Raw genomic sequence first — 24765 nt, forward strand, 5'->3', positions numbered from 1 at the left:
GGGAGGGCTCTAACAGTAGAGGCTAGACAGTTTTGCCAGGAGAAGACCCCCACGGCGTGTTGCTGCCCGGGTGTCCGTTCCCGGCCACCGCGGGTCGTTACGGATGGTTTCCGAGGTGACACCGGGGGTGATCGGCGAATCCGGCCCGTTTCGTCACTTGTGGCGCTCTGTAGGGACGCGGACACACAGGGTGGGTCAGTCCAGCCACCGCGGGCCGCGTACCTCGGCCCCCAGCGCGGTGACGCGGTGCCGCAACTCCCGGTCGGCGGTCACCACCACCCGCCGCCGGCCCGGCGCGGCCCGGACCAGATCCACCACGGCGTCGTCGCCGGAACGCGCGGCCGCGACCACCCGGACCCCGGTGCCCGCCGGTACGCCCCGGCGGCGCCCTCCACCACGAGCACCACCTCCAGCGGCGGCGCCAGATCGGGCCGGCCGTCCCGGCAGACGCCTTCCAGCCGGTCCCGCAGCCGCACGGCCGCCCCGGCGCGGTCCCGCCACCAGCCGTCCGGGCGGGAGCCGACCACGTTCGCGGCATCGACCACGAGCAGCGGTACGGGCCCGTCGGTGGCCCCGGTCGGCGTCTGCACGCCCCCAGCCTGCCATGCCGGCACGTTTGTCGCCCGGAGCGCCGGGTAGCCGCTGCCGGGCACTCCGCACCGTCGGCGACAGGACAGGGGACAACGATGACGCAGGGATTCGGGAACCTCGGTTCCGACCCGTGGGACGAGTTCCTGGCCCGCTACTTCGGGCGGGGGAGGGGCGCCGGCCGCACCGCGTCGACATCACCCGGCTGATGACCGCCGACGCCCGGGAACTGCTGGCCGACGCCGCCCGGCGGGCCGCCCAGCGGCGCAGCACCGACCTGGACACCGACCACCTGCTCTGGTCGGCGTTGCAGCGGGAACCGCTGCGCCAACTGCTCGCGCGGGCCGGGGCCAACCCGGACAGCCTGCTGGCGGCCCTCGGCGGCCGGGGCGACGGGGCACCCGGCGGCGAGGTGCCGCCGAACCTGTCGCTCACCCCGGCCGCGAAGCGGGCGCTGCTGGACGCCCACCAGCTCTCCCGGGCGATGGGCGCCTCGTACATCGGTCCCGAGCACATCCTGATGGCCCTGCCGCTGAATCCCGAGTCGCCCGCCGGGCGGATGCTGGCCTCCAGCCGGGTCGAACCGCAGTCCCTCCAGGCCGCCGGCGCCGAGCGCTCGGCCGCCGCGGCCGGCCGGCCGGACCGCGGCACCCCCACCCTGGACCAGTACGGGCAGGACCTGACCGACCTGGCCCGGGCCGACCAGATCGACCCGGTGATCGGGCGGGCCGACGAGATCGAGCAGGCCGTCGAGATCCTGTCCCGGCGCACCAAGAACAACCCGGTGCTGATCGGCGAGGCCGGGGTCGGCAAGACCGCCATCGTGGAAGGGCTGGCCGAGCGGATCGCCGACGGGGACGTGCCGCAGACCCTCGCCGGAAAGCGGGTCGTGCAGCTCGACCTGGGCGGCCTGGTCGCCGGCACCCGGTACCGGGGCGACTTCGAGGAGCGGATCAAGAAGGTCATCGAGGAGATCCGGGCGCACCGCGACCAGCTCATCGTCTTCCTCGACGAGATTCACACCCTGGTCGGTGCCGGCGGCGCGGGCAGCGAGGGCGGGATGGACGCGAGCAACATGCTCAAGCCGGCGCTGGCCCGCGGCGACCTGCGGGTGATCGGCGCCACCACGCTGGACGAGTACCGCCGCAGCATCGAGAAGGACGCGGCGCTGGCCCGCCGGTTCCAGCCGGTGTTCGTGCCGGAACCCGACCTGGACGACACGGTGGAGATCCTGCGCGGCCTGCGCGACAGGTACGAGGCGCACCACCAGGTGCGGTTCACCGACGAGGCGCTGGTGGCGGCGGCGCAGCTGTCCGACCGGTACGTCACCGACCGGTTCCTGCCGGACAAGGCGATCGACCTGATGGACCAGGCCGGAGCCCGGGTGCGGCTGCGCACCCGGACCCCGGACGGCGACGTGCGGGACGTGGAGCACGAGTTGGAGGAGGTCGGCCGGGACAAGGAGCAGGCGGTCGCCGACGAGCAGTACGAGCGGGCCTCCCAACTGCGCGACCGGGTGCAGGAGCTCAAGGAGCGGCTGGACCGGCTGCGCGGCGACGGCGACGACGACCGGGTGCCGCAGGTGGGTCCGAAGGAGATCGCCGAGGTGGTCTCCCGGGCCACCGGCATCCCGGTCAACCAGCTCACCGAGGAGGAGCGCAGCCGGCTGATGCGGCTGGAGAGCCACCTGCACGAGCGGGTGATCGGCCAGGACGACGCGGTCGGCGCGGTGGCCGAGGCGGTCCGCCGGTCCCGGGCCGGGCTGGCCGATCCGGACCGCCCGATGGGCAGCTTCCTCTTCCTCGGCCCGACCGGGGTGGGCAAGACCGAACTGGCCCGGGCGCTGGCCGAGGCGCTGTTCGGCGACTCCGACCGGATGACCCGGCTGGACATGAGCGAGTTCCAGGAGAAGCACACGGTGAGCCGGATGGTCGGGGCGCCGCCCGGGTACGTCGGCTACGAGGAGGCCGGCCAGCTGACCGAGCAGGTACGCCGCCGGCCGTACTCGGTGGTGCTGCTGGACGAGGTGGAGAAGGCCCATCCGGACGTGTTCAACGTGCTGTTGCAGGTCCTGGACGAGGGGCGGCTGACCGACAGCCAGGGCCGGACGGTGAACTTCCGGAACACCGTGCTGATCATGACGAGCAACCTCGGATCGGAGCTGATCATGGGAACCCAGCGCAGCGTGGGCTTCGCCGCCAACGGCGACGGCTCGACCGAGACCGAGAACGCCGAGCTGCGGGACCGGCTGATGCGCCGGTTGCAGGAGCAGTTCCGGCCGGAGTTCCTCAACCGGGTCGACGAGGTGATCATCTTCCGTCGGTTGGAGGAGGGCCAGATCCGCCAGATCACCTCGCTGATGCTCACCGAGACGCGGCGGCGGCTGCACGCCCAGAACGTCGACGTGGAGGTCACCGAGGCGGCCCTGGACTGGCTGGCCGAACACGGCTACCAGCCCGAGTTCGGCGCCCGGCCGCTGCGCCGCACGATCCAGCGCGAGGTGGACAACCGGCTGTCGAGCCTGCTGCTGGACGGCACGCTCTCCCCGGGGCAGGCGGTCCGGGTGGACGCCCGCGACGATCGGCTGGAGTTCGACGTGACCGCGGGCGCGGGCCGGCGACCGGCCACCAGCGCCGCGGTGGGGCGGTGAGGCGGCGGTGACCGAGCCCGAGGAGGAGCGCGAGAAGACCCCGAAGACGGACGCCGTGCTGCACACGCCGACGGCCAACCCCCGGCGTACCCGCCGGGACGCCGACCGGCCGCCGGCGCCCGACGAGGCCGCGCCCGACGAGGCCGCGCCCGACGAGGCGGTGGCGGACGAGGCGGTGGCGGACGGCCCCGCGGCGGGTACGGCGGCGCCGGCCGATGCGGCGGCGCCGCGGACCGCGGAAGGAGCACCCTGATGGCCCGGGAGCAGCGGCTGGACCCGGAGGTCGAGCAGCTCTGGCAGGACTTCCACGACCGCGTCAACGTCTCCTCGGACCGGTTGCGCAGCTGGCTGCTGACCCAGGGCTCGGGTGAGGACGCCTTCGGTGCCGACCCCGGGCTGGACCTGCCCGAACCGGGCCGCACGATCCTGGCCATCAAGCGCAAGCGGAAGGTGGACCTCACCCCGGGCGACGTGGTCACCATGCGGGACACGGTCGCGCAGGTGAACCGGCTGCTGGACGCCCGTCCGGCGCTCGGGGCGACCGACGAGCAGTGGCGGCACGACCTGCTCGACCTGGGTCACGACCCGCTCGCCGAGCGCTGACCCACCGCCCGAGCGCGGCCGACCGCCCGAGCGCGGCCGACCGCCCGAGCGCGGCCGACCGCCCGAGCGCGGCCGACCGCCCGAGCGCGGCCGACCCGCCCGAGCGCGGCCGACCCGCCGCGGCTGACCCGCCGCGGCCGACCCGCCCTAGCGCGGCCGACCGCCCGGACGCCGGCCCGCGGCGCCCGGGGCCGGGTCCACGGCCACCGCGAATCGACGGCTACCGCGAATCGACGCTGGGCAGGAAGAGCCCGGCCGCCTCGGCTGCGTCCTGCCGGACCGCCCGCAGGTCCTCCTCCCGGGCGAGCAGGTTGCCGTACTCCGCGATGTCGGACGGTTCGGGCAGCACCGGGACCCGCCGCAGGAACGCCGCCACGTCGTCGCAGGCCGCGGCGTGCGCGTCGGCCGCCCGGCGGAGCACCGCCAGGTCGTCGCGGCCGTCCGGGTCGTCCGCTGGATACAGATCGGTCATGCCGCCCGGGTACCCGGCCCGGCGCGATTCGCACCGGTCACCGGCCCCGGCGTGCGCCCGGCCCGACCGCCGCGCCTTGAGCGTCCGTCGCGCCTCAGGCGCCTCAGGCGCCCGGGCCGCCGCGGGCGCCCAGGCCGGAGCGCCGCGGGCTCAGCTCGCCCCGCCGCGCGGCCGCAGGTCCTCCACGTACGTCTGCCGGCGGCCGATCGCGTCGCGGACCTTGTCCAGCACGCCCACCGCCGGGTCGACCACCCGGTTCCACGGCGGGGTGGCCGGGGTGGCCGGGTGCGGCCGGGTCGGCGCCGCCTCCTGGGCGATCTCCACCCGGTTGCCCAGCCGGATCAGCTCGGCGTCGGTGGCCAGCGCCCGCAGCGGCGGAAACAGCTCGGTGGCCGCGGCCGTCGCGTGCCGGCGCAGCATCCCGGCCACCCGGCGGGCCTGCCCCGGGTACGCCTCGTCCCGCGGATCGGCCGCGGTCAGCGCCTTCAGCGCGGCCAGCAGCGCGATGTCGGCGGCGACCTCCCGGTCGGCCAGGTCCGGGCCGTCCGGCAGGGCCAGCCGCACGGTGGGGTAGAGGTACTGCTCCTCGGCGGACAGGTGCCGGACCACGGTGGCCGTGAGCACCTCGGCCACGGCGTGCCGCCGGTCCGGGTCGGTGCTCTCGTCGGTCAGCTCGACGCACAGGGCGTCGATCCGGTGGTGGTCGGCGGCGAGCAGGTCCACCATGTTGCGCCCGCCGGGGCGGTAACCGTCCGCCGGTCCCCCGGTGTCCGGGGGCAACGGTGGTAGGGGAACGGCGCTCATCGGACGCTTCCTTTCCGCGATGGATGGCAGCGGCGGTACCCGCTGGCGGACGGCGCGAAACCGCGACTGGTATGAAGAGGCATGACCAGCTCCCCGGAACCCGCCGTGCCGCCCGTCGACGGCGAGGTCGTCGACCTCTGCCGCGATCTGCTGCGGATCGACACCACGAACACGGGCGACAACGACACCTGCGCCGGCGAGCGGCGGGCGGCGGAGTACGTCGCCGAGAAGCTCGCCGAGGTGGGCGTGGACAGCCGCATCCACGAGTCGGCGCCGGGCCGGGCGAGCGTGCTGGCCCGGATCGAGGGTGCCGACCCGTCCCGCGGCGCGCTGCTGGTGCACGGGCACCTCGACGTGGTGCCGGCGGATCCGGCCGAGTGGTCGGTGCACCCGTTCGCCGGCGAGCTGCGCGACGGCTACCTGTGGGGTCGGGGAGCCATCGACATGAAGGACTTCGACGCGATGGTGCTCGCGGTGGTCCGGCACTGGCGGCGCACCGGCGTGCGCCCGGACCGGGACATCGTGCTGGCGTACACCGCGGACGAGGAGGCCGGCAGCGACTACGGCGCGCACTTCCTGGTCAACCGGCACGCCGCGGAGTTCGACGGCTGCACCGAGGCGATCGGCGAGGTGGGCGGGTTCTCCTACACGGTCAGCGACGACCTGCGGCTCTACCTGATCGAGACGGCCGAGAAGGGCATCGACTGGCTGCGCCTGCACACCCGGGGGCGTCCCGGGCACGGCTCGTTCGTGCACGACGACAACGCGGTGACGGCGCTGGCCGAAGCGGTGGCCCGGATCGGCCGGCACCGCTTCCCGGTGGTGGTGACCCCGACCGTGCGGGCCTTCCTGGAACAGGTGTCCGACGCGCTGGGGGTGGAGCTGGACCCGGACGACCCGCAGACGGCGATCGCCAAGCTCGGACCGATCGCCACGATCATCGGCGCCACGATCCGCAACACCGCCAACCCGACCCGGCTGGCGGCCGGGTACAAGGACAACGTCATCCCCGGCCGGGCCACCGCCACGATCGACTGCCGGAGCCTGCCGGGCCAGGGCGAGCTGCTGCTGGAGCAGTTGCGCGAGCTGATCGGCCCGGACATCGAGATCGAGCACATCCAGCGGCAGGACGCGCTGGAGACCACCTTCGACGGCGAACTGGTCGACGCGATGGCCGCCGCGCTGCGCGCCGAGGACACCGGCGCGCGGGCGGTGCCGTACATGCTCTCCGGCGGCACCGACGCGAAGGCGTGGCGCCGGCTGGGCATCCGCTGCTTCGGATTCGCGCCGCTGCGGCTGCCGGCCGACCTGAACTTTTCGTCGCTGTTCCACGGCATTGACGAGCGGGTACCGGTGGACGGACTACAGTTCGGCGTGCGGGTGCTCGACCGGTTCCTGCGGGCCTGCTGACCTGCCTCGCGGATCGAACCCCCGCCGTCCACGACCGCCGGCACGACCGTCCGGCCGACCCCCCCCGTCCGCGCCACCGCGCGCCATCCGTTCACCTGTCGAAGGGACACCCACCGCCATGACCGACCAGCACGCCGACCTGGATGCCGCGCTTGAGCGGGTCATCGAGGCCGCGCGGGCCCATCTGGCCGCCGTCAAGACCGCCGAGGGACGGGTCGACGACGACGACGTCTGGCAGGCGTACGTCGCCCTCAACAACGCCTCCTACGAGTACGACGAGCGGTTGCTCGACGCGTACGGTGAGGTGACGCCCTGGGACGTCGAGTCGATCGACCCGAACGAGGCGGACGAACGGTTCGGGGTGGGTCTCGGCGGTGTCGACGGGACCGAGGCCGCCGATCCGCACCCCGCGGTTCTCTCGGTGCGCCAGCGCCGGGACTTCCAGGTGCCCAGCGTCGGGGCGCTGCTGCGGGTGGCGCAGGCGGCCCGCCGGGCCGGGATGCCGGAGGGCGACGAGGGCGACCCGGTCGAGACGGTCGGCGAGGCCGTGCTCGAACTGCTCCAGGCCGGCGACGGCTCGCTCGCCGCGCTGGACATCCCCGAGCTGGATCCGCTGGACGGGGTCGTGATGGTCAGCGAGGTGGACACGGCGCTCGACGTCGCGGCGTTCCCCGACGACGACGGCGACGGCCCGTTCCGGCCGGGACCCACCGATCGGCTGGTGGGCCGGCTCGACGAGCACCCGTTCCTGCCGGAGGACGATCACGAGGACGAGCCGGCGCGCTGAGCGCCCGGCCCGTGCGCGCGGTGCCGCCGGGCGTACCCCGTCCGGCCGGCATCGCCGCGGGTCCGCGACCGGCACCCGCGGGTGCCGCCACCGTTGCGGTGGCGGGCGGTTTCAGTACGACAGGCCGGGCTGGGTGGGGTTGGCCACCCGGCGCCGGAGCATCACCTGACGGGTGCCGTCCGGGTAGAGCCGTACCCGGGCCAGCTCCCACCCCGAGAACTCGGCCTGGATCGCCAGCTGCGCCGTGGCGGTCACCCGGTCGACGTTCGGCGGTAACCGCAGCGGCGCGTATTCGTAGTCCATGCGGTCCATCCTGCCCAGCCGTTCCGGCCGGCACCACCCCGGGCAGTTCACCGTCGGTGACGGCCGGCCGCAGCCCCGGCCGGGCGGCGGCGGGCCGGTACCGGGACCCACCCCGCCGGTCGGGTCAGCCGTCCCGCTCGGGATAGCCCACCGGCACCGACGACACGTCGTCCAGCGCCCGGCTGATCTCCTCGGGCAGGGTGATCCGCTCCACCTGCAACCCACCGAGCAGTTGGCCGATGGTCCGGGCGCCGAGGATCGGCGCCACCACCCCGGGCCGGTCCCGGACCCAGGCCAGCGCCACCTCCAGCGGCGAGACGCCGAGGCCGCCGGCCGCGGTGGCCACCGCCTCGACGATGCTGGAACAGCGCGGCTCCAGGTAGCGGGCCACGAACGGCTCGTAGTGCGGCGAGGCGGCCCGCGAGTCGGCCGGGCGGCCGTGCCGGTACTTGCCGGTCAGCACCCCCCGACCCAGCGGCGACCAGGGCAGCACGCCGAGCCCGAGCGCGGCGCAGGCCGGCAGCACCTCCCGTTCGATGCCGCGCTCCAGCAGCGAGTACTCCACCTGGGTGGCCACCACCGGCGCCCGCCCGGGAAACGCGGCCTGCCAGCTGGCGGCCCGGGCGGTCTGCCAGCCGGAGAAGTTGGACACCCCGACGTACCGGACCCGCCCGCTGGCCACCGCGTGATCCAGCGCGCCGAGGGTCTCCTCCAGCGGGGTGCCCGGGTCGTAGCCGTGCACCTGCCACAGGTCCACGTGGTCGGTGCCGAGCCGGCGCAGCGACGCGTCCAGGGTCCGCAGCAGGTGACCCCGGGAGTTGTCCCGGCGGCGCCCGGCGCCCGGGCGCAGCCCGGCCTTGGTGGCGATCAGCAGGTCGTCCCGGTCGACCAGGGTGCCCAGCAGCGACCCGATGACCGCCTCGGCGTCGCCGTCGCCGTACACGTCGGCGGTGTCGACAAGGTTGCCGCCGGCGTCCAGGTAGCTTTTCAGTTGAGCGGCAGCGTCGTCCGCGTCGGTGTCCCGACCCCAGGTCATGGTGCCGAGCGCGAGCCGGGAGACCGCCAGCCCGCTTCGGCCGAGCGGTCGCTGCTGCATGAGCAGAACTGTATTCTGCTTCTCCACCGGCCGATATCCTCGTACCCGCCGAACTGGGCATCGTCGCGGATCCGACGCTCGGACGCCGTAACCTTCCGGCGCCGTCACGATCCGCTCGGGCGGTCCGGGCGAGCCGGTGATCGGGTCCGGGGGGTGCATTGCGTACCCTGGTGCTCCTCGCGGATGGGGAGGACCAGTGCGACTCGGGCTCAGCCTCGGATATCAGACGGCCTGGAGTACGCCGGCCGACCACCTCGCCCTGGCCCAGGAGGCCGACCGGCTCGGTTACGCGGTGGTGTGGGCCGCCGAGGCGTACGGCTCCGACTCGCCCAGCATGCTCGCGTGGCTGGCCGGGCAGACCGAGCGGATCGACGTGGGCTCGGCGGTGATGCAGATCCCGGGCCGGACCCCGGCGATGACCGCGATGACCGCCACCACCATCGACGCGCTCTCCGGCGGCCGGTTCCGGCTCGGCCTGGGCGTGTCCGGGCCGCAGGTCTCCGAGGGCTGGCACGGGGTGCGGTTCGCCCGGCCGTTGCAGCGGACCCGGGAGTACGTCGACATCGTCAAGCTCGCGGTGGCCCGCAAGCAGGTCGAGTACGCGGGCGAGCACTACACGCTGCCGCTGCCCGACGGACCCGGCAAGGCGCTGCGGCTGGGCTTCCATCCGCCCCGCGAGCACATCCCGATCTACCTGGCGGCGGTCGGCCCGAAGAACCTGGAACTGGCCGGCGAGATCGCCGACGGCTGGCTGGCGATCTTCTACGCGCCGGACTTCGCGGCCGAGCAGCTCGCGGCGGTGGCCGCCGGACGGGCCCGGGCCGGCCGCGACCTGGCCGGGTTCGACGTGGTGCCCAGCGTCCCGGTGGTGGTCGGCGACGACGTGGCCAACTGCGCCGAACTGGTCCGCTGGTACGCCGCGCTCTACGTGGGCGGGATGGGCAGCCGGGAGAAGAACTTCTACACCGAGCTGGCCACCCGGATGGGTTACGGCGACGCCGCCCGAGAGGTGCAGGATCTCTATCTGTCCAAGCAGCACCGGGACGCCGCGGCGGCCGTACCGCTGGAGTTCATCGACCGTACGTCGCTGCTCGGGCCGGTGGAGCGGATCGCCGAGCGGATGCGCACGTACGCGGAATCCGGCGTGACCACCCTGTCGGTGACGCTGTTCGCGGCCGACCGGGAAAGCGGCGTGGAGACGCTGCGCAACTGTGCCCAGGCGCTGGAACTGTCCGGGGTCGGCGAGTGAACCCCACGCCGGTCGGCGCCGACACGCCGATGGGGTGGGTCGAGGTGATCGTGCTGGGCCTCGTGCAGGGGCTCACCGAGTTCCTGCCGATCAGCTCCTCGGCGCACCTGCGGATCACCTCGGCGATCTTCTTCAGGCAGGACGCGGGCGCCTCGTTCACCGCCGTCACCCAGTTGGGCACCGAGGCGGCGGTGCTCGTCTACTTCGCCAAGGACATCTGGCGGATCACCCGTACCTGGGTGGTGGGGATCTGGGACCGCTCGGTGCGCTCCAGCCTCGACTACCGGATGGCCTGGTACGTCATCGTCGGCACCATCCCGATCGGCATCTTCGGGCTGCTGTTCAAGGACGACATCCGCACGGCCGCCCGGAACCTGTGGCTGGTGGCGACCGTGTTGATCGTCTTCGCGTTCATCCTGGCGTTCGCCGAGTTCTGGGGCCGGCAGACCCGGACGATCAAGAACTTCACCATGCGGGATGCCATCGTGATGGGCTTCGCGCAGGCGATGGCGCTGATTCCCGGGGTGTCCCGCTCCGGCGGCACGCTGACCGCCGGCCTGTTCCTCAACCTCACCCGCGAGGTGGCCGCCCGGTACTCCTTCCTGCTGGCCATCCCCGCGGTGCTGATCTCCGGCCTGTTCAGCCTGCCGGACGTGTTCGACTCCAGCGGGCATCACCCGTCCGGGGCGCAGATGGTGGTGGCCACCGTGATCGCGTTCGGTGTGGGGTACGCCTCGATCGCCTGGCTGCTGCGCTATGTGTCGCATCACACCCTGTACCTGTTCGTGCTCTACCGGGTGGCGCTGGGCAGCCTCGTGCTGGCCCTGCTGATGACCGGGACGATCGCCGCCACCTGACGGGCCGTCGTCCCGGCACCGCCGGCGCCGGGACTGGCCGGAGGTGCCCGAAGTGCGAGGTGCCCGGAATGCCGGCCGGGCGGCTCCGTAGGCTGGCGATCGTGGCGACAGTACTGCTCCTCCGGCACGGCCGGACCACCGCGAACGCCGAGGGCGGGCTGGCCGGGCGGCGGCCGGTCGAGTTGGACGGGATCGGGCGGGCGCAGGCGCTCGCGGTCGGTGCCCGGCTGGCCGGCCTGCCGCTGGCCGCGGTGGTGACCAGCCCGCTGGCGCGCTGCCGGCAGACCCTCGACCTGGCGCTGCCCGGGGTCGATCAGACCGTCGAGGACGGCCTGATCGAGTGCGGGTACGGCGCCTGGGAGGGCCAGCCGCTGAAGACGCTGGCCAAGGATCCACTGTGGCCGGTGGTCCAGCAGCATCCCAGCGCGGCGGTGTTTCCCGGCGGCGAGGCGATGGCCGAGATGGCGCGCCGCGCGGTCGGCGCGGTGCGCTCCTGGGACGCCCGGCTGACCGCCGAGCACGGGCCGGAGGCGCTCTGGCTGGCGTGCAGCCACGGCGATGTGATCAAGGCCATTGTCGCGGATGCGCTCGGCCTGCACCTGGACCTGTTCCAGCGGGTCGTGGCCGATCCGGCCTCGGTCACCGCCATCCGGTACACCCCGACCCGTCCGTTCGTGCTCCGGCTGAACGACACCGGCGGGGACCTGGCCGGGCTGGTCGTCCCGAAGAAGACCCGGCGGCGCCGGTCCCGGGCGGCCGACTCCGACGCGCCGGTGGGCGGCGGTGCCGGCAGCGCGGACGCGGGCGCGGCCCAGGTCGGCTGACCGGAGGGCGGCCCGCCCCCGTGGTCCCGCCCGGCGACACGGACCGCAAGGCCGGCCCGGACCGGTGGCAGGGCCCTGACCTGGGCCGTGGCGAATCGCCGAGGTGCGTCGCGCGGCGCGGGGGCGGGCCGGCTAGGGTTTCTGTATGACCCACCAGGTGCATGCCTTCGAGCCGCCCGAGCGGTTCGTCGCCGGGACCGTGGGTCCGCCGGGGGAGCGGACGTTCTTTCTGCAGGCCCGCGGTGGTGGCCGCGTGGTCAGTGTGGCGCTGGAGAAGGTCCAGGTGTCGCTGCTGGCCGAGAAGCTTGAGGAACTGCTCAGCGAGGCGAACCGGAGGTTCGGCATCAAGCTGCCGGAGCCGCCGGCGGCCACCACCGACAACGAGCCGCTGGACACCCCGGTGGACGAGGAGTTCCGGGTCGGCACGCTGGGACTGGCGTTCGACGTCGACACCGCCACCGTGGTGATCGAGGCGATCGCGGCCGGCGAGGCGGAGGCGGAGATCGAACTCGCCGGTGCCGAGGCCGAGCTGGCCGCCGAGCCGGACGCGGTCGGCGAGGACGCCATCGACGAGGAGGAGCCGGATCCGGACCTCGACCGGCTGCGGGTGCGGCTGACCCCGGAGGCGGCCCGGGAGTTCATCGACCGCGCCCGCCGGGTGGTGGCGGCCGGCCGGCCGCCCTGCCCGCTGTGCGGCCAGCCGCTCGATCCGGCGGGCCATCTCTGCCCCCGGAACAACGGCTACCACCGGTGACCTCTGCGGACCTGCGACCGGTGTTGACGGAGGAGGTCGCCCTGCGGCTGTTGCGCGAGGGCGAGGTCGAGCTGGAGGGCCGGCTCGCCGACGCGTCGAACACGACGCTGCGCGGCGTCATCACCCTCGACGACGTGGTGGCCCGGTGCGTCTACAAGCCGGTGGCGGGGGAGCGGCCGCTCTGGGACTTTCCGGACGGCACCCTCGCGGGCCGGGAGGTCGGCGCGTACCTCGTCTCCCGGGCGACCGGCTGGGACGTGGTGCCGCCCACGGTGCTGCGGGACGGCCCGTTCGGGCCGGGCGCCTGCCAGCTCTGGATCGACGAACCGGACGACGTGGAGCCGCTGGTCGGGTTCGTGCCCGCGGCCAGCCTGCCGCCCCGGTGGTTCCGGGTCGCCGCGGCGCAGGACGAGGACGGCCTGCCGTACGCGCTGGCGCACGCCGACGATCCCCGGCTGGCCCGCCTGGCGATCTTCGACGCGGTGATCAACAACGCCGACCGCAAGGGCGCGCACGTGCTGCACGGCCCGGACGACCGGATCTACGGCGTCGACCACGGGGTGAGCTTCCACGTCGAGGACAAGCTGCGCACGGTGCTGTGGGGCTGGTCCCGCCGCGCCCTGCCGGAGGACGCGGTCGAGGTGCTGGCCCGGCTGGCCGAGGACCTGGCCGGGGCGCTCGGCGCGGAGCTGGCCGAGCATCTGACCCGGGCCGAGGTGGCCGCCACCGTCGCCCGGGTGCGGCGGCTGCGCGCCCACAGCCGCTTTCCCCGCCCCTCCGAGGACTGGCCGGCGGTGCCCTGGCCGCCGATCTGAGCGACCCGGTCCGCCCGCTCCGCCAATCAGCCCGGTCCGCCGATCGCCCCGGCCGGCCCGCCCGGGGCGCCGTGGCCCGGCGTGCGTCTGGCTGCGCCCGGCGGCCCGTCCGGACGGTGTGCTGTCGTCCGGATCACAGCATGCTCGCCGTTGTGGGCTGCCATCGAACGATCGCTAGGCTGGCGGTATGGAATCTTGGGCGGGACATGAGCTGCCGCGGCTGCCGGGGGCCGGCCGGCCGCTCGCGTTGTACGACTCGGCGCGCCGCGGTGTGCACCCCACCCGCCCGCCGGGCGCGGCCACGCTGTACGTCTGCGGCATCACGCCGTACGACGCCACCCACCTCGGCCACGCCGCCACGATGATCGCCTTCGACCTCGTCCAGCGGATGTGGCGGGACGCCGGGCTGCCCGTGACGTACGTGCAGAACGTCACCGACATCGACGATCCGCTGCTGGAGCGGGCGCAGCGCGACCACGAGGACTGGGTGGTCCTGGCGATGCGCGAGACGGCCCTGTTCCGGGAGGACATGGAGGCGCTGCGGATCATCCCGCCGACGCACTACGTGGGCGCGGTGGAGTCGATCCCGGACATCGCCGACAAGGTGCTGCTGCTGCTCAAGGACGGCGCGGCGTACCGGTTGGAGGACGGCACCGGCGACGTGTACTTCGACGTCGCCGCCGCGCCGCGGTGGGGCGCGGAGTCGAACCTCGACCGGGCGCAGATGCTGGAACTCTTCGCCGAGCGGGGCGGTGACCCGGACCGGGCCGGCAAGCGGGACCGGCTCGACCCGCTGCTGTGGCGCGGCGCCCGCCCCGACGAACCCTCCTGGCCCGGCGGTGAGCTGGGTCCGGGCCGGCCGGGCTGGCACATCGAGTGCGCCACCATCGCGCTCAACCTGCTGGGCGCCACGATCGACGTCCAGGGCGGCGGCAACGACCTGATCTTCCCGCACCACGAGTGTTCGGCGGCGCACGCCGAGCGGCTCACCGGGGCGCTGCCGTTCGCGCGGCACTACGCGCACGCCGGCATGATCGGGCTGGACGGCGAGAAGATGTCCAAGTCCCGGGGCAACCTCGTCTTCGTGTCCCGGCTGCGGGCCGACCGGGTCGATCCGATGGCCATCCGGCTGGGCCTGCTGGCCGGGCACTACCGCGACGACCGGGCGTGGACCGACGAGGTGCTGGCCACCGCGCAGGGCCGGCTAACCCGCTGGCGCTCGGCCGCCGCCGCGCCCGCCGGCCCGTCCGCCGGCGAGCTGCTGGCCGGGGTACGCGAGCGGCTCGCCGACGACCTGGACACCCCCGCCGTGCTGGCCCTGGTGGACGCCTGGGCGGCGGCCGCGGTGGCCGGCGAGGGCACCGACGCGGACGCTCCCGCGCTGATGGCCGCGACCGTGGACGCGCTGCTCGGCGTCCGGCTCTGACACCCGCGCCGCGCGGCCCCGGATCAGACCGGATTCTGGTGCAGCCGGCGCAGCACGAGGGCCAGGTGCAGGCGCAGCCGGCCCTTCGGATCGCGTACCGTCCAGCCGAGCTGGCGTTCGATCATCGCGAGCCGGTACCGCAGCGTCGAATGGTGCACCGGCAGGGTGGCCGCCGCGGTGCGCAGGCTGTCGGTCTCGACGAGCGCGGTGAGGGTGGTCAACGCCCAGGGTGCGCCCGCGGCGACCTCGGCGAGCGCGTGGACGTCGGGTGGCCGGCTGGTGGCCGGGCCGACCGCGGCGGCCAGCAGGGCCAGCCCGCCCAACTCGTCGTAGGCGACGGTCCGCGGGCCGGGATCCAGCGGTGACCCCGCGGCGGTGAACCGCAGGGCGACCCGGGCGGCGGCCCAGGACGAGGGCAGCTCGCAGACCGGTACCGCGGGTCCGAGGCCGGCCCGCTGCGTCCGGTACGGCGTCGGGTCGGGCGGCGGGACCGGCTCCACGTGGGGCGCGGCGCCGTACACGGCCACGGCCCGGGCCGGCGCGGTGGGCAGCAGACCCAGCCGGCGGGCGGCGTGCATCCGGTCCGGTTCGGGCACCGCGGCGTCGGTGACGAGGTCGACCCAGCCGGATTCGTCGGGTACGGCCGGCCCGCCGCCACCCTCGGTGTCGCGCAGCGCGGTGGCCGCCGCGACCACCGCGCGGTCCAGCACCGTCGCGGCGACGAGGTCCGCGGGTTCGGCGCACTCCAGCCAGATCGCCGCGCCGTGGGCGCCGGGGACGGGCGCGGACGGCCAGGCCGGATCGGCCAGTCCGGCCACCGGCCGGGCGGCGCCGCCGGGTTCGACGCGTACCGAGAGGCGGCCGCCCGCGTCGACCAGCCGGGCCGGGCAGCCGGCCAGGGTGGCGGCCTCCCGCACGATCGCCGGCAGGCCGGCGTGCGCATGGGTCAGCTGGTCGAACCGGGCGATGACCCGAAGCGCCGCGCCCGCGTCGGGATCGAGGGCGGCGAGCCGGCGGGCGAGATCCTTCATGAGATCACCGTGTTCCTTGCCGGGTTGCCTGCCCCCGTGGCCGGCGGCCGCGCGCCGCCGTGGCGCTCCGCGGTCTCGATCATGTGCTAGGAAGTAATACTCATCGATGTGAGTGGGTCCGGCAACGCGGTCGGCGGCGCCGCACGGTGGGCGGTGCTCGTCGTGCGCCAAGTGGCGGGAGTTTTCCGGCGGATGGCGGTACCGCCGTGGCGCCCGAAAGATAGAAGCTGGTAATTGCATTGCGCCCTGCCCACGCCTCCGGACCGGCAGCCGGAGGGGCACGATTCACAGAAGGACTTCCTATGATCAACAGAAGGCGCCTGTTGGCCGGCGCGACCGCCGCGCTGGCCGTCGTCGCCGCCACCGTTTTCGGGCTCGGTACGGCCAACGCCGAATCGAACGGCGGCGTCCGGGTGATGCCGCTCGGCGACTCCATCACCGACGGTCTCACGGTACCCGGCGGATACCGGATCGATCTCTGGCAGAAGCTCGTGGCCGGCGGGTACACGGTCGACTTCGTCGGCTCCCTCTCCAACGGCCCGGCCAACCTCGGCGACCACGACCACGAGGGACACTCGGGCTGGACGATCGCGCAGATCGACGCGAACGTCGTGAACTGGCTGCGCACGTACAACCCGCGGACCATCCTGCTGCACATCGGCACCAACGACATCTACGGCAGCGACCCGGCCGGCGCCCCGGCGCGACTGTCCACGCTGATCGACCACATCACCGCGCAGTCGCCCAACACCGAGTTGTTCGTGGCGACGATCATTCCGCTGGGCTTCTCCGACTCGGTCGTGCGGGCGTACAACGCCCAGATCCCGGGGATCGTGCAGAGCAAGGCCAGCGCCGGCAAGCACGTGCACCTGGTGGAGATGTACAGCGCGCTGACCACCGCCGACCTGGCCGACGGGGTGCACCCCAACGCGGTCGGCTACGGCAAGATGGCGAACGTCTGGTACAGCTCGCTGCTCTCGGTGCCCGGCAGCCTCAGCAACGGCACGCCGCCGACCACGGCTCCGCCCACGACTGTTCCGCCCACGACGGCGCCGCCGACGACTGTTCCTCCGTCGACTGTTCCGCCGACGACGGTGCCGCCGTCGGTGGGGTGTTCGGCGTCGGTGTCGTTGAATTCGTGGACGGGTGGTTTTGTGGCCACGGTGCGGGTGACGGCGGGGTCGGCTGCGGTGAGTGGGTGGACGGTGACGATGACGTTGCCGTCGGGGGCGAGTGTGACGAATGCGTGGAATGCGGATCGTAGTGGTAGTAGTGGGACGGTGCAGTTCACGAATGTGAGTTACAACGGTTCGATTGCTGCGGGTCAGTACACGGAGTTCGGGTTCCAGGGGGTTGGTAGTGGGGGTGGGATGACACCCACCTGCACCGCCCGCTGAGCGCCCGGCTGACGGCCGCCCGCGCGGCGGGCGGCCGTCAGCCGAGCACGAGACCGGGGTCGGGATCGGGCTCGGCCGCCGGGCCGGGCACCCGGTACTCCTCGGTCAGCGTGGTCATCGGGCCGGGCCACGTCGCCTGGGCCACCTCGATGGGCCGGCGCGCCTCGTCGTACGCGACGTGCAGCAGGTGCAGCACGGGCGTGTCGGGCCGGATCTGGAGCTGCTCGGCCTCGTCGCGGCTGGGCTGCCGGGCGCTGATCGTGTCGGTGGCCGTGACGTACCGGCGGCCGATCTCCTCCTCCGCCTCCTGGTAGAGCGGCCGGCCGAACGCCTCGGCCCGCTCCAGTGAGGTGCCCTGCGCGTCGGCGACCCGGAACCACGACGCGCCGATCTCCACCGGCGAGTCCTCGGTGCGGACCAGGTGCCGCCGGACCACCAGCTCGGTGCCGTCGGCCACCCCGAAGGCGTCCGCCACCTCCGGTGGCGCGGCCGCCCGGCCGACCTCGGTGAGCTGCTGCCGGTACCGGGCCGCCAGGTCCGCGTGGTAGCCGCGGAACCCGCCGTACCGGCCCCGGGAGAGCCGGTTGAGTCGCCGCCGGGTGCCCCGCACGTACGTCCCGGAGCCCGGCTTCGTGATCAGCACGCCCTCCACCCGCAACTGGTCGATGGCGCGTTGCACGGTCTGCTTCGCGACCCCGAACATCTCGGCGATGGCCGGGATGGACGGCAGCCGTTCCCCGGCCGCCCAGTCGCCCTGCCGGATCCGCGCGGTGATGTGGGCGGCGATCTGCCGGTGCGGGAACTCGGCGGCTCCCGGATTGATCTGCATCTGCGCACCTCCCTGGGCCGGTCGGCCCGCCGCCGCGCGGTCGCGCTGACAGCTAGGTTCCTAGGATGCCCTACGCGGTGTGCCCGCCGTCAAGCGGGCGCGGCCCACCGGCCCCGTCCTTGCGTCGGTGGCCGGTGGGCCCTACCGGTTCACCAGGAGCCGGCGGTGGGGCCGGCCGAGCCGCCCCGGCGGCGCAGATACTTCTCGAACTCCTGGGCGATCTCGTCCCCGGTGAGCGGCTGGATGCCGGCGTCGCCGACCCGTTCCTCCAGCTCCCGGACGTACTCACCCAACTCGGCGTCCTGCTCGGCGGCGGCCCGGACCCGCTGCTCCCACTCGGCGGCCTCCTCGGCCAGGTCGGCCATCGGCACCGGCAGGTCGAGCACCTCCTCGACCCGGTGCAGCAGCGCCTGGGTGGCCTTGGGGCACGGGGGGTTGTTGGCGTAGTGCGGCACGTGCACCCAGAACGACAGCGCGTCCACCTCGGCCCGGGCGCAGGCGTCGTGCAGCACCCCGACGATCCCGGTCGGACCGTCGTACCGGGTCGGGATGAGCTGGTAGCGCTCGGCCGCGTCCCGGTCCGACGCGCTGCCGCTGATCGGCAGCGGCCGGGTGTACGGCACGTCCGCCAGCAGCGCGCCGAGCAGCACCACCCGGTTGACCTCCAGGCTGTGACACAGCTCCAGCACCTGCTCGCAGAACGTCCGCCAGCGCATGCTGGGCTCGATGCCGCGGATCAGCACCACGTCCCGGTCGGTGCCCTCGGGGCTGGCCACCATGAACCGGGTGGTCGGCCACTCCACCCGCCGCGTCTCGCCCTCGGCCATCGTGATCACGGGCCGGCTGACCTGGAAGTCGTAGAATTCCTCCGGGTCCAGCTCGGTGATCTGCCGCGCCTGCCAGACCTGCTCCAGGTGCTCGACGGCGGCGGTGGAGGCGTCCGCGGCGTCGTTCCAGCCCTCGAACGCGGCGATGGCCACCGGCGAGCGCAGCACGGGCAGGCCGTCGAACTCGGTCATCGGGTCACCCCACGTGCCGTGGCTGGCGGGCACCCCCGGCCGCCCTGCCGGTCGATCTGCCTGGTTGTGGCGTCCCTCAAATCCCTCACATCCGCCAGCCTACGTGCCGGATCCCGATGCGGCCCGCTGGCCGCGCCGGGTCCGGGCAGCCGATGATCAGGTACGCATCGGACGGGCGCGACGCGCGTCACAGTATCTGGGAACCGCGAACGGTGTGCCAGGACTTCGTCACCCTCGCGGACTAGCCTGGACCCGTGCCGGAATCCCTGCTGGACGAACTCGCCGAGCGCATCCTCGTCGCCGATGGCGCCATGGGGACGATGCTGCAGGCGGCCAACCTGACCCTGGATGACTTCGACGGTCTCGAGGGGTGCAACGAGATCCTCAACGTCACGCGCCCCGACGTGGTCCGGGACATCCACCGCGCGTACTTCGACGCGGGCGCCGACTGCGTGGAGACCAACACCTTCGGGGCCAACCTGCCCAACCTCGGCGAGTACGACATCGCGCACCGGATCCGGGAGCTGTCCGAGGCCGGTGCGCGGCTGGCCCGCGAGGCGGCGGACGAGTTCGCCACGCCCGGACGGTCCCGCTACGTCCTCGGCTCGATCGGTCCGGGCACCCGGCTGCCCACCCTCGGGCACAGCCCGTACGCCGAGCTGCGCGACGCGTACCTGGAGAACGCCGCCGGGCTGATCGCCGGCGGTGCGGACGCGCTGATCGTCGAGACCTGCCAGGACCTGTTGCAGGTCAAGGCCGCGCTGGTCGGGTCGAAGCGGGCGATGGTCGAGCAGGGTCGCCAGGTGCCGCTGATCTGCCACGTCGCGGTGGAGACCACCGGCACCATGCTGCTGGGCTCCGAGATCGGCGCGGCGCTGTCCGCCATCGAGCCGCTCGGGGTGGACCTGATCGGCCTCAACTGCTCGACCGGCCCGGCCGAGATGGGCGAGCACCTGCGCTACCTGGCCCGGCACTCCCGGGTCCGGCTGTCGGTGATGCCGAACGCCGGCCTGCCGGTGCTGACCTCCGACGGGGCGTACTTCCCGCTGACCCCGTTGGAGCTGGCCGACGCGCTGGAACGGTTCGTCGCCGACTACGGCGTGTCGCTGGTCGGCGGCTGCTGCGGCACCACCCCGGAGCACATCCGGGTGCTCGCCGAGCGGATGCACGGTGTCGCCCCGGTGCCCCGCGAGCCGCGCCCCGAGCCCGGCGTCTCGTCGATCTACCACGCGGTGCCGTTCGCGCAGGAGTCGTCGGTGCTGATGGTGGGGGAGCGGACCAACGCCAACGGCTCCAAGGCGTTCCGCGAGGCGATGCTCGCCGGCGACTGGCAGGCGTGCGTGGAGATCGCCCGGGCACAGGCCCGGGACGGCTCGCACCTGCTGGACCTGTGCGTGGACTACGTGGGCCGGGACGGCACCCGGGACATGCGGGAACTGGCCGGCCGGTTCGCCACCGCCTCCACCCTGCCGATCGTGCTGGACTCCACCGAGCCGGTGGTGATCGAGGCCGGTCTGGAGATGCTGGGCGGCCGCTGCGTGGTCAACTCGGTCAACTTCGAGGACGGCGACGGGCCGGAGTCGCGCTACGCGCGGGTGATGCCGGTGGTCCGCGAGCACGGTGCCGCGGTGGTCGCGCTGCTCATCGACGAGGAGGGCCAGGCCCGGACCAGGGACTGGAAGGTACGCGTCGCGGCCCGGCTGATCGACGACCTCACCGGGCGGTGGGGGATGCGCCGGTCGGACATCCTGATCGACGCGTTGACGTTCCCGATCGCCACCGGCCAGGAGGAGACCCGGCGCGACGGCATCGAGACGATCGAGGCGATCCGGGAGATCACCCGGCGCTATCCGGGGGTCAACTTCACCCTCGGCATCTCCAACGTGTCGTTCGGGCTCAACCCGGCCGCCCGGCAGGTGCTGAACTCGGTGTTCCTGCACGAATGCCAGCAGGCCGGGCTGACCAGCGCCATCGTGCACGCCAGCAAGATCCTGCCGGTGTCGCGGATCCCCGAGGACCACCGGGAGGTGGCGCTGGACCTGATCTACGACCGGCGCCGCGAGGGGTACGACCCGGTGCAGCGGTTCATCGACCTGTTCGAGGGGGTGGACGCCGCCTCGGCCCGGGCCACCCGGGCGGAGGAGCTGGCGGCGCTGCCGCTGGACGAGCGGCTCAAGCGGCGGATCGTCGACGGCGAGCGGACCGGCCTGGAGGCGGACCTGGACACCGCCATGGCCGAGGGCCGCAGCCCGCTGTCGATCATCAACGACCTGCTGCTGGACGGGATGAAGGTGGTCGGCGAGCTGTTCGGCTCGGGCCAGATGCAGCTGCCGTTCGTGCTCCAGTCCGCCGAGGTGATGAAGACCGCGGTGGCTCACCTGGAGCCGCACATGGAGAAGGCCGACGACGGGGGCAAGGGCCGGATCGTCCTGGCCACCGTGCGCGGCGACGTGCACGACATCGGCAAGAACCTGGTCGACATCATCCTGTCCAACAACGGCTACGAGGTCGTGAACATCGGCATCAAGCAGCCGATCTCGGCGATCCTGGAGGCCGCCGAGGAACACCGCGCCGACGCCATCGGGATGTCCGGGCTGCTGGTCAAGAGCACCGTCATCATGAAGGAGAACCTGGCCGAGATGGTCCAGCGCGGCGTGGCCGAGCGCTGGCCGGTGCTGCTCGGCGGCGCGGCGCTGACCCGGGCGTACGTGGAGGACGACCTGCGCTCGATGTTCCCCGGCCAGGTGCACTACGCCCGGGACGCGTTCGAGGGACTGTCCCTGATGGACCGGGTGATGACCGCCAAGCGGGGTGGTGCCCCGGTGATCGACCCGGAGCGCGAGGCGGCCCTGGCGGCCCGGCGGGCACGCCGGGAGCGGCAGCGGGCCGTGGTCACCGATTCGCTGCCCGGCCTCGACGACACCTCGGTCCGCTCGGACGTGGCCACCGACGCCGCCGTGCCGACGCCGCCGTTCTTCGGCACCCGGGTGGTCAAGGGGCTGCCGCTGGCCGAGTACGCGGCGCTGCTGGACGAGCGGGCGACCTTCCTCGGGCAGTGGGGGCTGCGCGGCTCCCGCGGCGGGCAGGGCCCGACGTACGAGGAACTGGTGGAGACCCAGGGTCGGCCGCGGCTGCGGTACTGGCTGGACCGGCTCACCGCGGACAAGGTGCTGGAGGCGGCCGTGGTGTACGGCTACTTCCCGGCGTACTCCGACGGCAACGACCTGGTGGTGCTGGACGAGAACGGGCACGCCGAGCGGGCTCGGTTCACCTTCCCGCGGCAGCGTCAGGAGCGCCGGCTCTGCCTGGCCGACTTCTTCCGGCCGCGCGGCGACAAGCTCGACGTGGTGGCGCTGCAACTGGTCACCGTCGGGCAGCCGATCAGCGAGTACACCGCGAAGCTGTTCGCCGGCAACGAGTACCGCGACTACCTGGAGGTGCACGGCCTGTCGGTGCAGCTCACCGAGGCGCTGGCCGAGTACTGGCACCGCCGGATCCGGGCCGAGCTGACCCTGCCCGACGGCCGCACCCTGGCCGACGACGACCCGGACGAACTGGCCGGCCTGCTGCGCACCGACTACCGGGGCTGCCGCTACGCGTTCGGCTACCCGGCCTGCCCCGACCTGGAGGACCGGGCCAAGATCATGGACCTGCTGGACGCCGACCGGATCGGCGTGCAGCTGTCCGAGGAGTTCCAGCTCATGCCCGAGCAGGCCACCGACGCCATCGTGGTGCACCACCCGGAGGCCAACTACTTCAACGCCAAGTGACGGGCCACCGCTGCCGGGCTTTCTCGTCAGTCATACGCCAGGTACCTCAAACCGCACGGTAGAGGTACCTGGCGTATGACTGACGCCTGAGGCGCCCGCGTGGGTCGTCCGCTGCCCCGCAGATCAGCGCTCGGGCGCCGGGCCGGCGGTGAGTTCGGCGAGGAGCCGCCGGTACGCGGTGGGATGCACGACGGGCACGCCGTACTGGCGGGCCTTCTTCGCCTTGCCCGACATCGTGTCCGGGTCCGCGGCGACCAGCAGGCGCGTCTTCTTCGTGACGGCGTTGCCCACCTGCAGACCCGCCGCCTCCGCCTCGGTCTCCCACTCCCCGCGGGGAGGATCCATGGCGCCGGTGAAGACGACGATGTCGCCCTGCCGCAGCTGCCACCTGTCGCGGCGGCGCTGCCGGGGAACCGCCGCGGCGGCCAACTGCGCGTCGACGTCGGACCGGGCCAGGCCGAGCAGCCCGGCGACCTCCTCAAGGTCGCGCCGTTCGTCCGCGGTGACGATCCCGTCCTCGAACGCGATCGCCGCGAGGCTCGCCAGATAGCTGCGGTGCAGGTGCTCGACGTCGACGCGGGCGAGTCCGAACTCGTCGGCCGTGGCGACGAGCGCGTCGGCTTCGGAGCCGGAGATGTGCCGGTCCAGGAGCGCGCGGTCCAGCAGTTCCAGATAGGCGTCGCCCTGCGGTTCGTGCAGCCGGGGCAGCCGGTCGACCAGTCGGGCCAGGAAGTGCGGTTCCTGTTCACCCGGATCGCGCCGGGTGACGGCGGTGACCGCGGCGGTGGGGATCGGCGGCCAGCTGAGGTCCGCGGCGGCCAGGTTCACCGCGGCCCACGGCGGCGGGCTGCCGGCCATCGCGAGGTAGCGACCCAGTAGCCGCGCGGCGGCGCGGGCGTCGTGCAGCGCGGAGTGTGCCCGGTGCGGCGGCAGCCCGGCGACCCGGCAGCAGTCGGTGAGGTTGCGGCCGGCCGACGGGAGGAAGTGCGCGGCCAGCCGCATCGTGCAGAGCGTCGCGATCGGGTCGATGGGGGCGTCGAAGCCCACCCGTTGGTACTCGGCCTTGAGGAACGGCGCGTCGAAGGCCACATTGTGCGCGACGAGGGTCCGGCCGCGGAGCAGGCCGGCGAGATGCCCCGCGAGCTGTTCGAAGCGGGGCGCCCGCCGGGCCTCCGCGGCGGAGATCCCGTGGATGGTCTGCGGCCCGAGGTCGCGGTCCGGGTTGACCAGGCTGCACCACTCGTCCGTCACGAGGCCCCGCTCGTCGAGGTGCACGACGGCCACCTCGACGATCCGGTCGTGCCAACTGGTCCGCAGGCCGGTGGTTTCGAGATCGATCACGGCGTACATGCCGGCCCCGCTACGCCGTGACCAGCGGGCCACTGTCGGCGGCCGCGCGCAGCCGGGCCAGCCATTGTGGCGGCAGCGGCGACGGTTCGCCCAGACCGCGCAGGTAGCTGCGGCGGTATCGCGCGTGCTCGGTGTCGTGCCACAGTTGCGCGACGCGGGCGACGGTGGCGGTCAGCCCGAGCGCCGCCGCCGCGGCCGGCGAGGTCGCCGCGGATCCGGCTCTGGCGGTCCATTCGGCGAGGTCCCGCGGCGCCGGCAGTTCGGTGGGCCAGGCGAGCGGGGCGACCTTCGAACCGGTGCCTTCCCGGTGCCGCTCCACGGCGTCGGCGCAGCGCGCGCGGTGTTCGGCAATTTCCGTCAGCAGGTCGGGAACGGCGACGGTGTGCCGCCGGAGTGCGGTCGGCAGCGACGCCGGGAGGAACTCCGAAATGGCGGCCAGGGCGGCGGTGGATTTCCGCTCGTCCCCGTCGACCAGACAGCGGTCCCGCAGGGTCTCCAGTATCCGGCACAGCGGGCTGGGATCCCGTCCGGCGTCGTCGAGTCGTACCACCCACGCCCCGGTCGCGTGACCGGTCGGGCCGAGGCGCCACACGGCCAGCGCGTCCGAGCCGTCCGCGTCGGCGCCGACGGCCAGCACGCCGTGGCCGCGGGCGCCGGGCACATAGTCGACCGGTACGGACAGCTCGTTTTCGGGTACCTCCACCTTGAAGCTCCTCAATGGTCGGTGGGAA

The 24765-nt window shown here is 73.6% G+C and carries 21 protein-coding genes and 2 pseudogenes; 13 read left to right on the top strand and 10 right to left on the bottom strand.

The window, feature by feature from the left end; all coding sequences use genetic code 11:
* Window positions 1–195: 195 nt before the first annotated feature.
* Window positions 196–590 (bottom strand): annotated as a pseudogene (locus CIK06_RS13820) (hypothetical protein).
* A gap of 96 nt (window positions 591–686) precedes the next feature.
* Here CIK06_RS13820 and CIK06_RS13825 point away from each other — a divergent pair.
* The 3 genes and pseudogenes from CIK06_RS13825 (at window position 687) to CIK06_RS13835 (ending at window position 3841) form a co-directional block, all read left to right on the top strand.
* A pseudogene (locus CIK06_RS13825) lies at window positions 687–3238 on the top strand (ATP-dependent Clp protease ATP-binding subunit).
* Window positions 3239–3245: 7 nt separating this feature from the next.
* A complete protein-coding gene (locus CIK06_RS13830) occupies window positions 3246–3491 on the top strand; it encodes a hypothetical protein (protein WP_095565176.1) in 246 nt (81 codons plus the stop codon).
* Window positions 3491–3841, top strand: coding sequence for a DUF3140 domain-containing protein (locus CIK06_RS13835; RefSeq protein WP_095565177.1), 351 nt, complete (start codon window positions 3491–3493; stop codon window positions 3839–3841). Before CIK06_RS13830 ends, CIK06_RS13835 begins: the two co-directional genes overlap by 1 nt.
* Window positions 3842–4061: 220 nt before the next feature.
* On the opposite strand, the gene CIK06_RS13840 is transcribed toward CIK06_RS13835, so the two are convergent.
* A complete protein-coding gene (locus CIK06_RS13840; RefSeq protein ID WP_095565178.1) occupies window positions 4062–4313 on the bottom strand; it encodes a hypothetical protein in 252 nt (83 codons plus the stop codon).
* Between the two features lie 150 nt (window positions 4314–4463).
* Complete coding sequence (locus CIK06_RS13845) at window positions 4464–5117, bottom strand: hemerythrin domain-containing protein (RefSeq protein ID WP_095565179.1); 654 nt, start codon at window positions 5115–5117, stop codon at window positions 4464–4466.
* An 81-nt stretch (window positions 5118–5198) separates the two neighbouring features.
* Between CIK06_RS13845 and CIK06_RS13850 the strand changes: the two genes are divergently transcribed.
* Window positions 5199–6527, top strand: coding sequence for a M20/M25/M40 family metallo-hydrolase (locus tag CIK06_RS13850; RefSeq protein WP_095565180.1), 1329 nt, complete (start codon window positions 5199–5201; stop codon window positions 6525–6527).
* Window positions 6528–6645: 118 nt separating this feature from the next.
* Window positions 6646–7314: a hypothetical protein gene (locus CIK06_RS13855; RefSeq protein ID WP_095565181.1), complete on the top strand. Its 669-nt coding sequence runs from the start codon at window positions 6646–6648 to the stop codon at window positions 7312–7314.
* Between the two features lie 111 nt (window positions 7315–7425).
* Here the strand turns inward: CIK06_RS13855 and CIK06_RS13860 are convergent, their stop codons facing one another.
* The gene (locus tag CIK06_RS13860; protein ID WP_095567808.1) at window positions 7426–7617 is read right to left on the bottom strand and encodes a DUF5703 family protein; all 192 of its coding nucleotides are present in this window, start codon (window positions 7615–7617) and stop codon (window positions 7426–7428) included.
* Window positions 7618–7741: 124 nt separating this feature from the next.
* Complete coding sequence (locus tag CIK06_RS13865; protein WP_095565182.1) at window positions 7742–8713, bottom strand: aldo/keto reductase; 972 nt, start codon at window positions 8711–8713, stop codon at window positions 7742–7744.
* Between the two features lie 196 nt (window positions 8714–8909).
* Between CIK06_RS13865 and CIK06_RS13870 the strand changes: the two genes are divergently transcribed.
* The 6 genes from CIK06_RS13870 to mshC all read left to right on the top strand — a co-directional run bounded on the left by CIK06_RS13870 (window position 8910) and on the right by mshC (window position 14638).
* Window positions 8910–9962, top strand: a complete 1053-nt coding sequence (locus CIK06_RS13870; RefSeq protein WP_095565183.1) for an LLM class F420-dependent oxidoreductase — start codon at window positions 8910–8912, stop codon at window positions 9960–9962.
* Between the two features lie 29 nt (window positions 9963–9991).
* Window positions 9992–10819, top strand: a complete 828-nt coding sequence (locus CIK06_RS13875; protein WP_095567809.1) for an undecaprenyl-diphosphate phosphatase — start codon at window positions 9992–9994, stop codon at window positions 10817–10819.
* 92 nt (window positions 10820–10911) lie between these two features.
* Window positions 10912–11643, top strand: coding sequence for a histidine phosphatase family protein (locus CIK06_RS13880; RefSeq protein WP_095567810.1), 732 nt, complete (start codon window positions 10912–10914; stop codon window positions 11641–11643).
* A gap of 145 nt (window positions 11644–11788) precedes the next feature.
* Window positions 11789–12397: a DUF3090 domain-containing protein gene (locus CIK06_RS13885; RefSeq protein ID WP_095565184.1), complete on the top strand. Its 609-nt coding sequence runs from the start codon at window positions 11789–11791 to the stop codon at window positions 12395–12397.
* Window positions 12394–13212 (top strand): SCO1664 family protein, encoded by an 819-nt coding sequence (locus CIK06_RS13890; protein WP_095565185.1) that lies wholly within the window; start codon window positions 12394–12396, stop codon window positions 13210–13212. The genes CIK06_RS13885 and CIK06_RS13890 overlap by 4 nt, the downstream gene beginning before the upstream one ends.
* Window positions 13213–13399: 187 nt before the next feature.
* Window positions 13400–14638, top strand: coding sequence for a cysteine--1-D-myo-inosityl 2-amino-2-deoxy-alpha-D-glucopyranoside ligase (gene mshC / locus CIK06_RS13895; RefSeq protein WP_095565186.1), 1239 nt, complete (start codon window positions 13400–13402; stop codon window positions 14636–14638).
* 23 nt (window positions 14639–14661) lie between these two features.
* Here the strand turns inward: mshC and CIK06_RS13900 are convergent, their stop codons facing one another.
* The gene (locus tag CIK06_RS13900; protein ID WP_095565187.1) at window positions 14662–15669 is read right to left on the bottom strand and encodes a helix-turn-helix domain-containing protein; all 1008 of its coding nucleotides are present in this window, start codon (window positions 15667–15669) and stop codon (window positions 14662–14664) included.
* A 302-nt stretch (window positions 15670–15971) separates the two neighbouring features.
* Here CIK06_RS13900 and CIK06_RS13905 point away from each other — a divergent pair, with 302 nt between their 5' ends.
* Entirely contained in the window at window positions 15972–17066 is a 1095-nt protein-coding gene (locus CIK06_RS13905; protein WP_095565188.1) for a cellulose binding domain-containing protein, read from the top strand.
* 37 nt (window positions 17067–17103) lie between these two features.
* Here CIK06_RS13905 and CIK06_RS13910 read toward each other — a convergent pair whose 3' ends face one another.
* Window positions 17104–17895 carry a GntR family transcriptional regulator gene (locus CIK06_RS13910; protein WP_095565189.1) on the bottom strand — a complete coding sequence of 264 codons (792 nt, stop codon included), beginning with the start codon at window positions 17893–17895 and terminating at the stop codon, window positions 17104–17106.
* A 149-nt stretch (window positions 17896–18044) separates the two neighbouring features.
* Complete coding sequence (locus CIK06_RS13915; protein WP_095567811.1) at window positions 18045–18914, bottom strand: PAC2 family protein; 870 nt, start codon at window positions 18912–18914, stop codon at window positions 18045–18047.
* Window positions 18915–19225: 311 nt separating this feature from the next.
* Here CIK06_RS13915 and metH point away from each other — a divergent pair, with 311 nt between their 5' ends.
* On the top strand, window positions 19226–22684 hold the full coding sequence (gene metH, locus CIK06_RS13920; RefSeq protein WP_369916215.1) for a methionine synthase: 3459 nt from the start codon (window positions 19226–19228) through the stop codon (window positions 22682–22684).
* A 123-nt stretch (window positions 22685–22807) separates the two neighbouring features.
* Here metH and CIK06_RS13925 read toward each other — a convergent pair whose 3' ends face one another.
* Together CIK06_RS13925 and CIK06_RS13930 are read right to left on the bottom strand one after the other, a co-directional pair.
* The gene (locus CIK06_RS13925) at window positions 22808–24034 is read right to left on the bottom strand and encodes an exonuclease domain-containing protein (protein ID WP_095565190.1); all 1227 of its coding nucleotides are present in this window, start codon (window positions 24032–24034) and stop codon (window positions 22808–22810) included.
* 10 nt (window positions 24035–24044) lie between these two features.
* Window positions 24045–24737 carry a DUF6218 family protein gene (locus tag CIK06_RS13930; protein ID WP_095565191.1) on the bottom strand — a complete coding sequence of 231 codons (693 nt, stop codon included), beginning with the start codon at window positions 24735–24737 and terminating at the stop codon, window positions 24045–24047.
* Window positions 24738–24765: the final 28 nt, after the last annotated feature.

This window comes from Plantactinospora sp. KBS50 (assembly GCF_002285795.1).
Taxonomy (GTDB): domain Bacteria; phylum Actinomycetota; class Actinomycetes; order Mycobacteriales; family Micromonosporaceae; genus KBS50.

Bases quoted from the DNA above. Each gene is read 5' to 3' on its own strand.
- CIK06_RS13835 (WP_095565177.1), top strand. From the start codon at position 3,491: ATGGCCCGGGAGCAGCGGCTGGACCCGGAGGTCGAGCAGCTCTGGCAG.
- CIK06_RS13840 (WP_095565178.1), bottom strand. From the start codon at position 4,313: ATGACCGATCTGTATCCAGCGGACGACCCGGACGGCCGCGACGACCTG.
- CIK06_RS13845 (WP_095565179.1), bottom strand. From the start codon at position 5,117: ATGAGCGCCGTTCCCCTACCACCGTTGCCCCCGGACACCGGGGGACCG.
- CIK06_RS13850 (WP_095565180.1), top strand. From the start codon at position 5,199: ATGACCAGCTCCCCGGAACCCGCCGTGCCGCCCGTCGACGGCGAGGTC.
- CIK06_RS13855 (WP_095565181.1), top strand. From the start codon at position 6,646: ATGACCGACCAGCACGCCGACCTGGATGCCGCGCTTGAGCGGGTCATC.
- CIK06_RS13860 (WP_095567808.1), bottom strand. From the start codon at position 7,617: ATGGACTACGAATACGCGCCGCTGCGGTTACCGCCGAACGTCGACCGG.
- CIK06_RS13865 (WP_095565182.1), bottom strand. From the start codon at position 8,713: ATGCAGCAGCGACCGCTCGGCCGAAGCGGGCTGGCGGTCTCCCGGCTC.
- CIK06_RS13875 (WP_095567809.1), top strand. From the start codon at position 9,992: ATGGGGTGGGTCGAGGTGATCGTGCTGGGCCTCGTGCAGGGGCTCACC.
- CIK06_RS13885 (WP_095565184.1), top strand. From the start codon at position 11,789: ATGACCCACCAGGTGCATGCCTTCGAGCCGCCCGAGCGGTTCGTCGCC.
- mshC (WP_095565186.1), top strand. From the start codon at position 13,400: ATGGAATCTTGGGCGGGACATGAGCTGCCGCGGCTGCCGGGGGCCGGC.
- CIK06_RS13900 (WP_095565187.1), bottom strand. From the start codon at position 15,669: ATGAAGGATCTCGCCCGCCGGCTCGCCGCCCTCGATCCCGACGCGGGC.
- CIK06_RS13905 (WP_095565188.1), top strand. From the start codon at position 15,972: ATGATCAACAGAAGGCGCCTGTTGGCCGGCGCGACCGCCGCGCTGGCC.
- CIK06_RS13910 (WP_095565189.1), bottom strand. From the start codon at position 17,895: ATGCAGATCAATCCGGGAGCCGCCGAGTTCCCGCACCGGCAGATCGCC.
- CIK06_RS13915 (WP_095567811.1), bottom strand. From the start codon at position 18,914: ATGACCGAGTTCGACGGCCTGCCCGTGCTGCGCTCGCCGGTGGCCATC.
- metH (WP_369916215.1), top strand. From the start codon at position 19,226: ATGGGGACGATGCTGCAGGCGGCCAACCTGACCCTGGATGACTTCGAC.
- CIK06_RS13925 (WP_095565190.1), bottom strand. From the start codon at position 24,034: ATGTACGCCGTGATCGATCTCGAAACCACCGGCCTGCGGACCAGTTGG.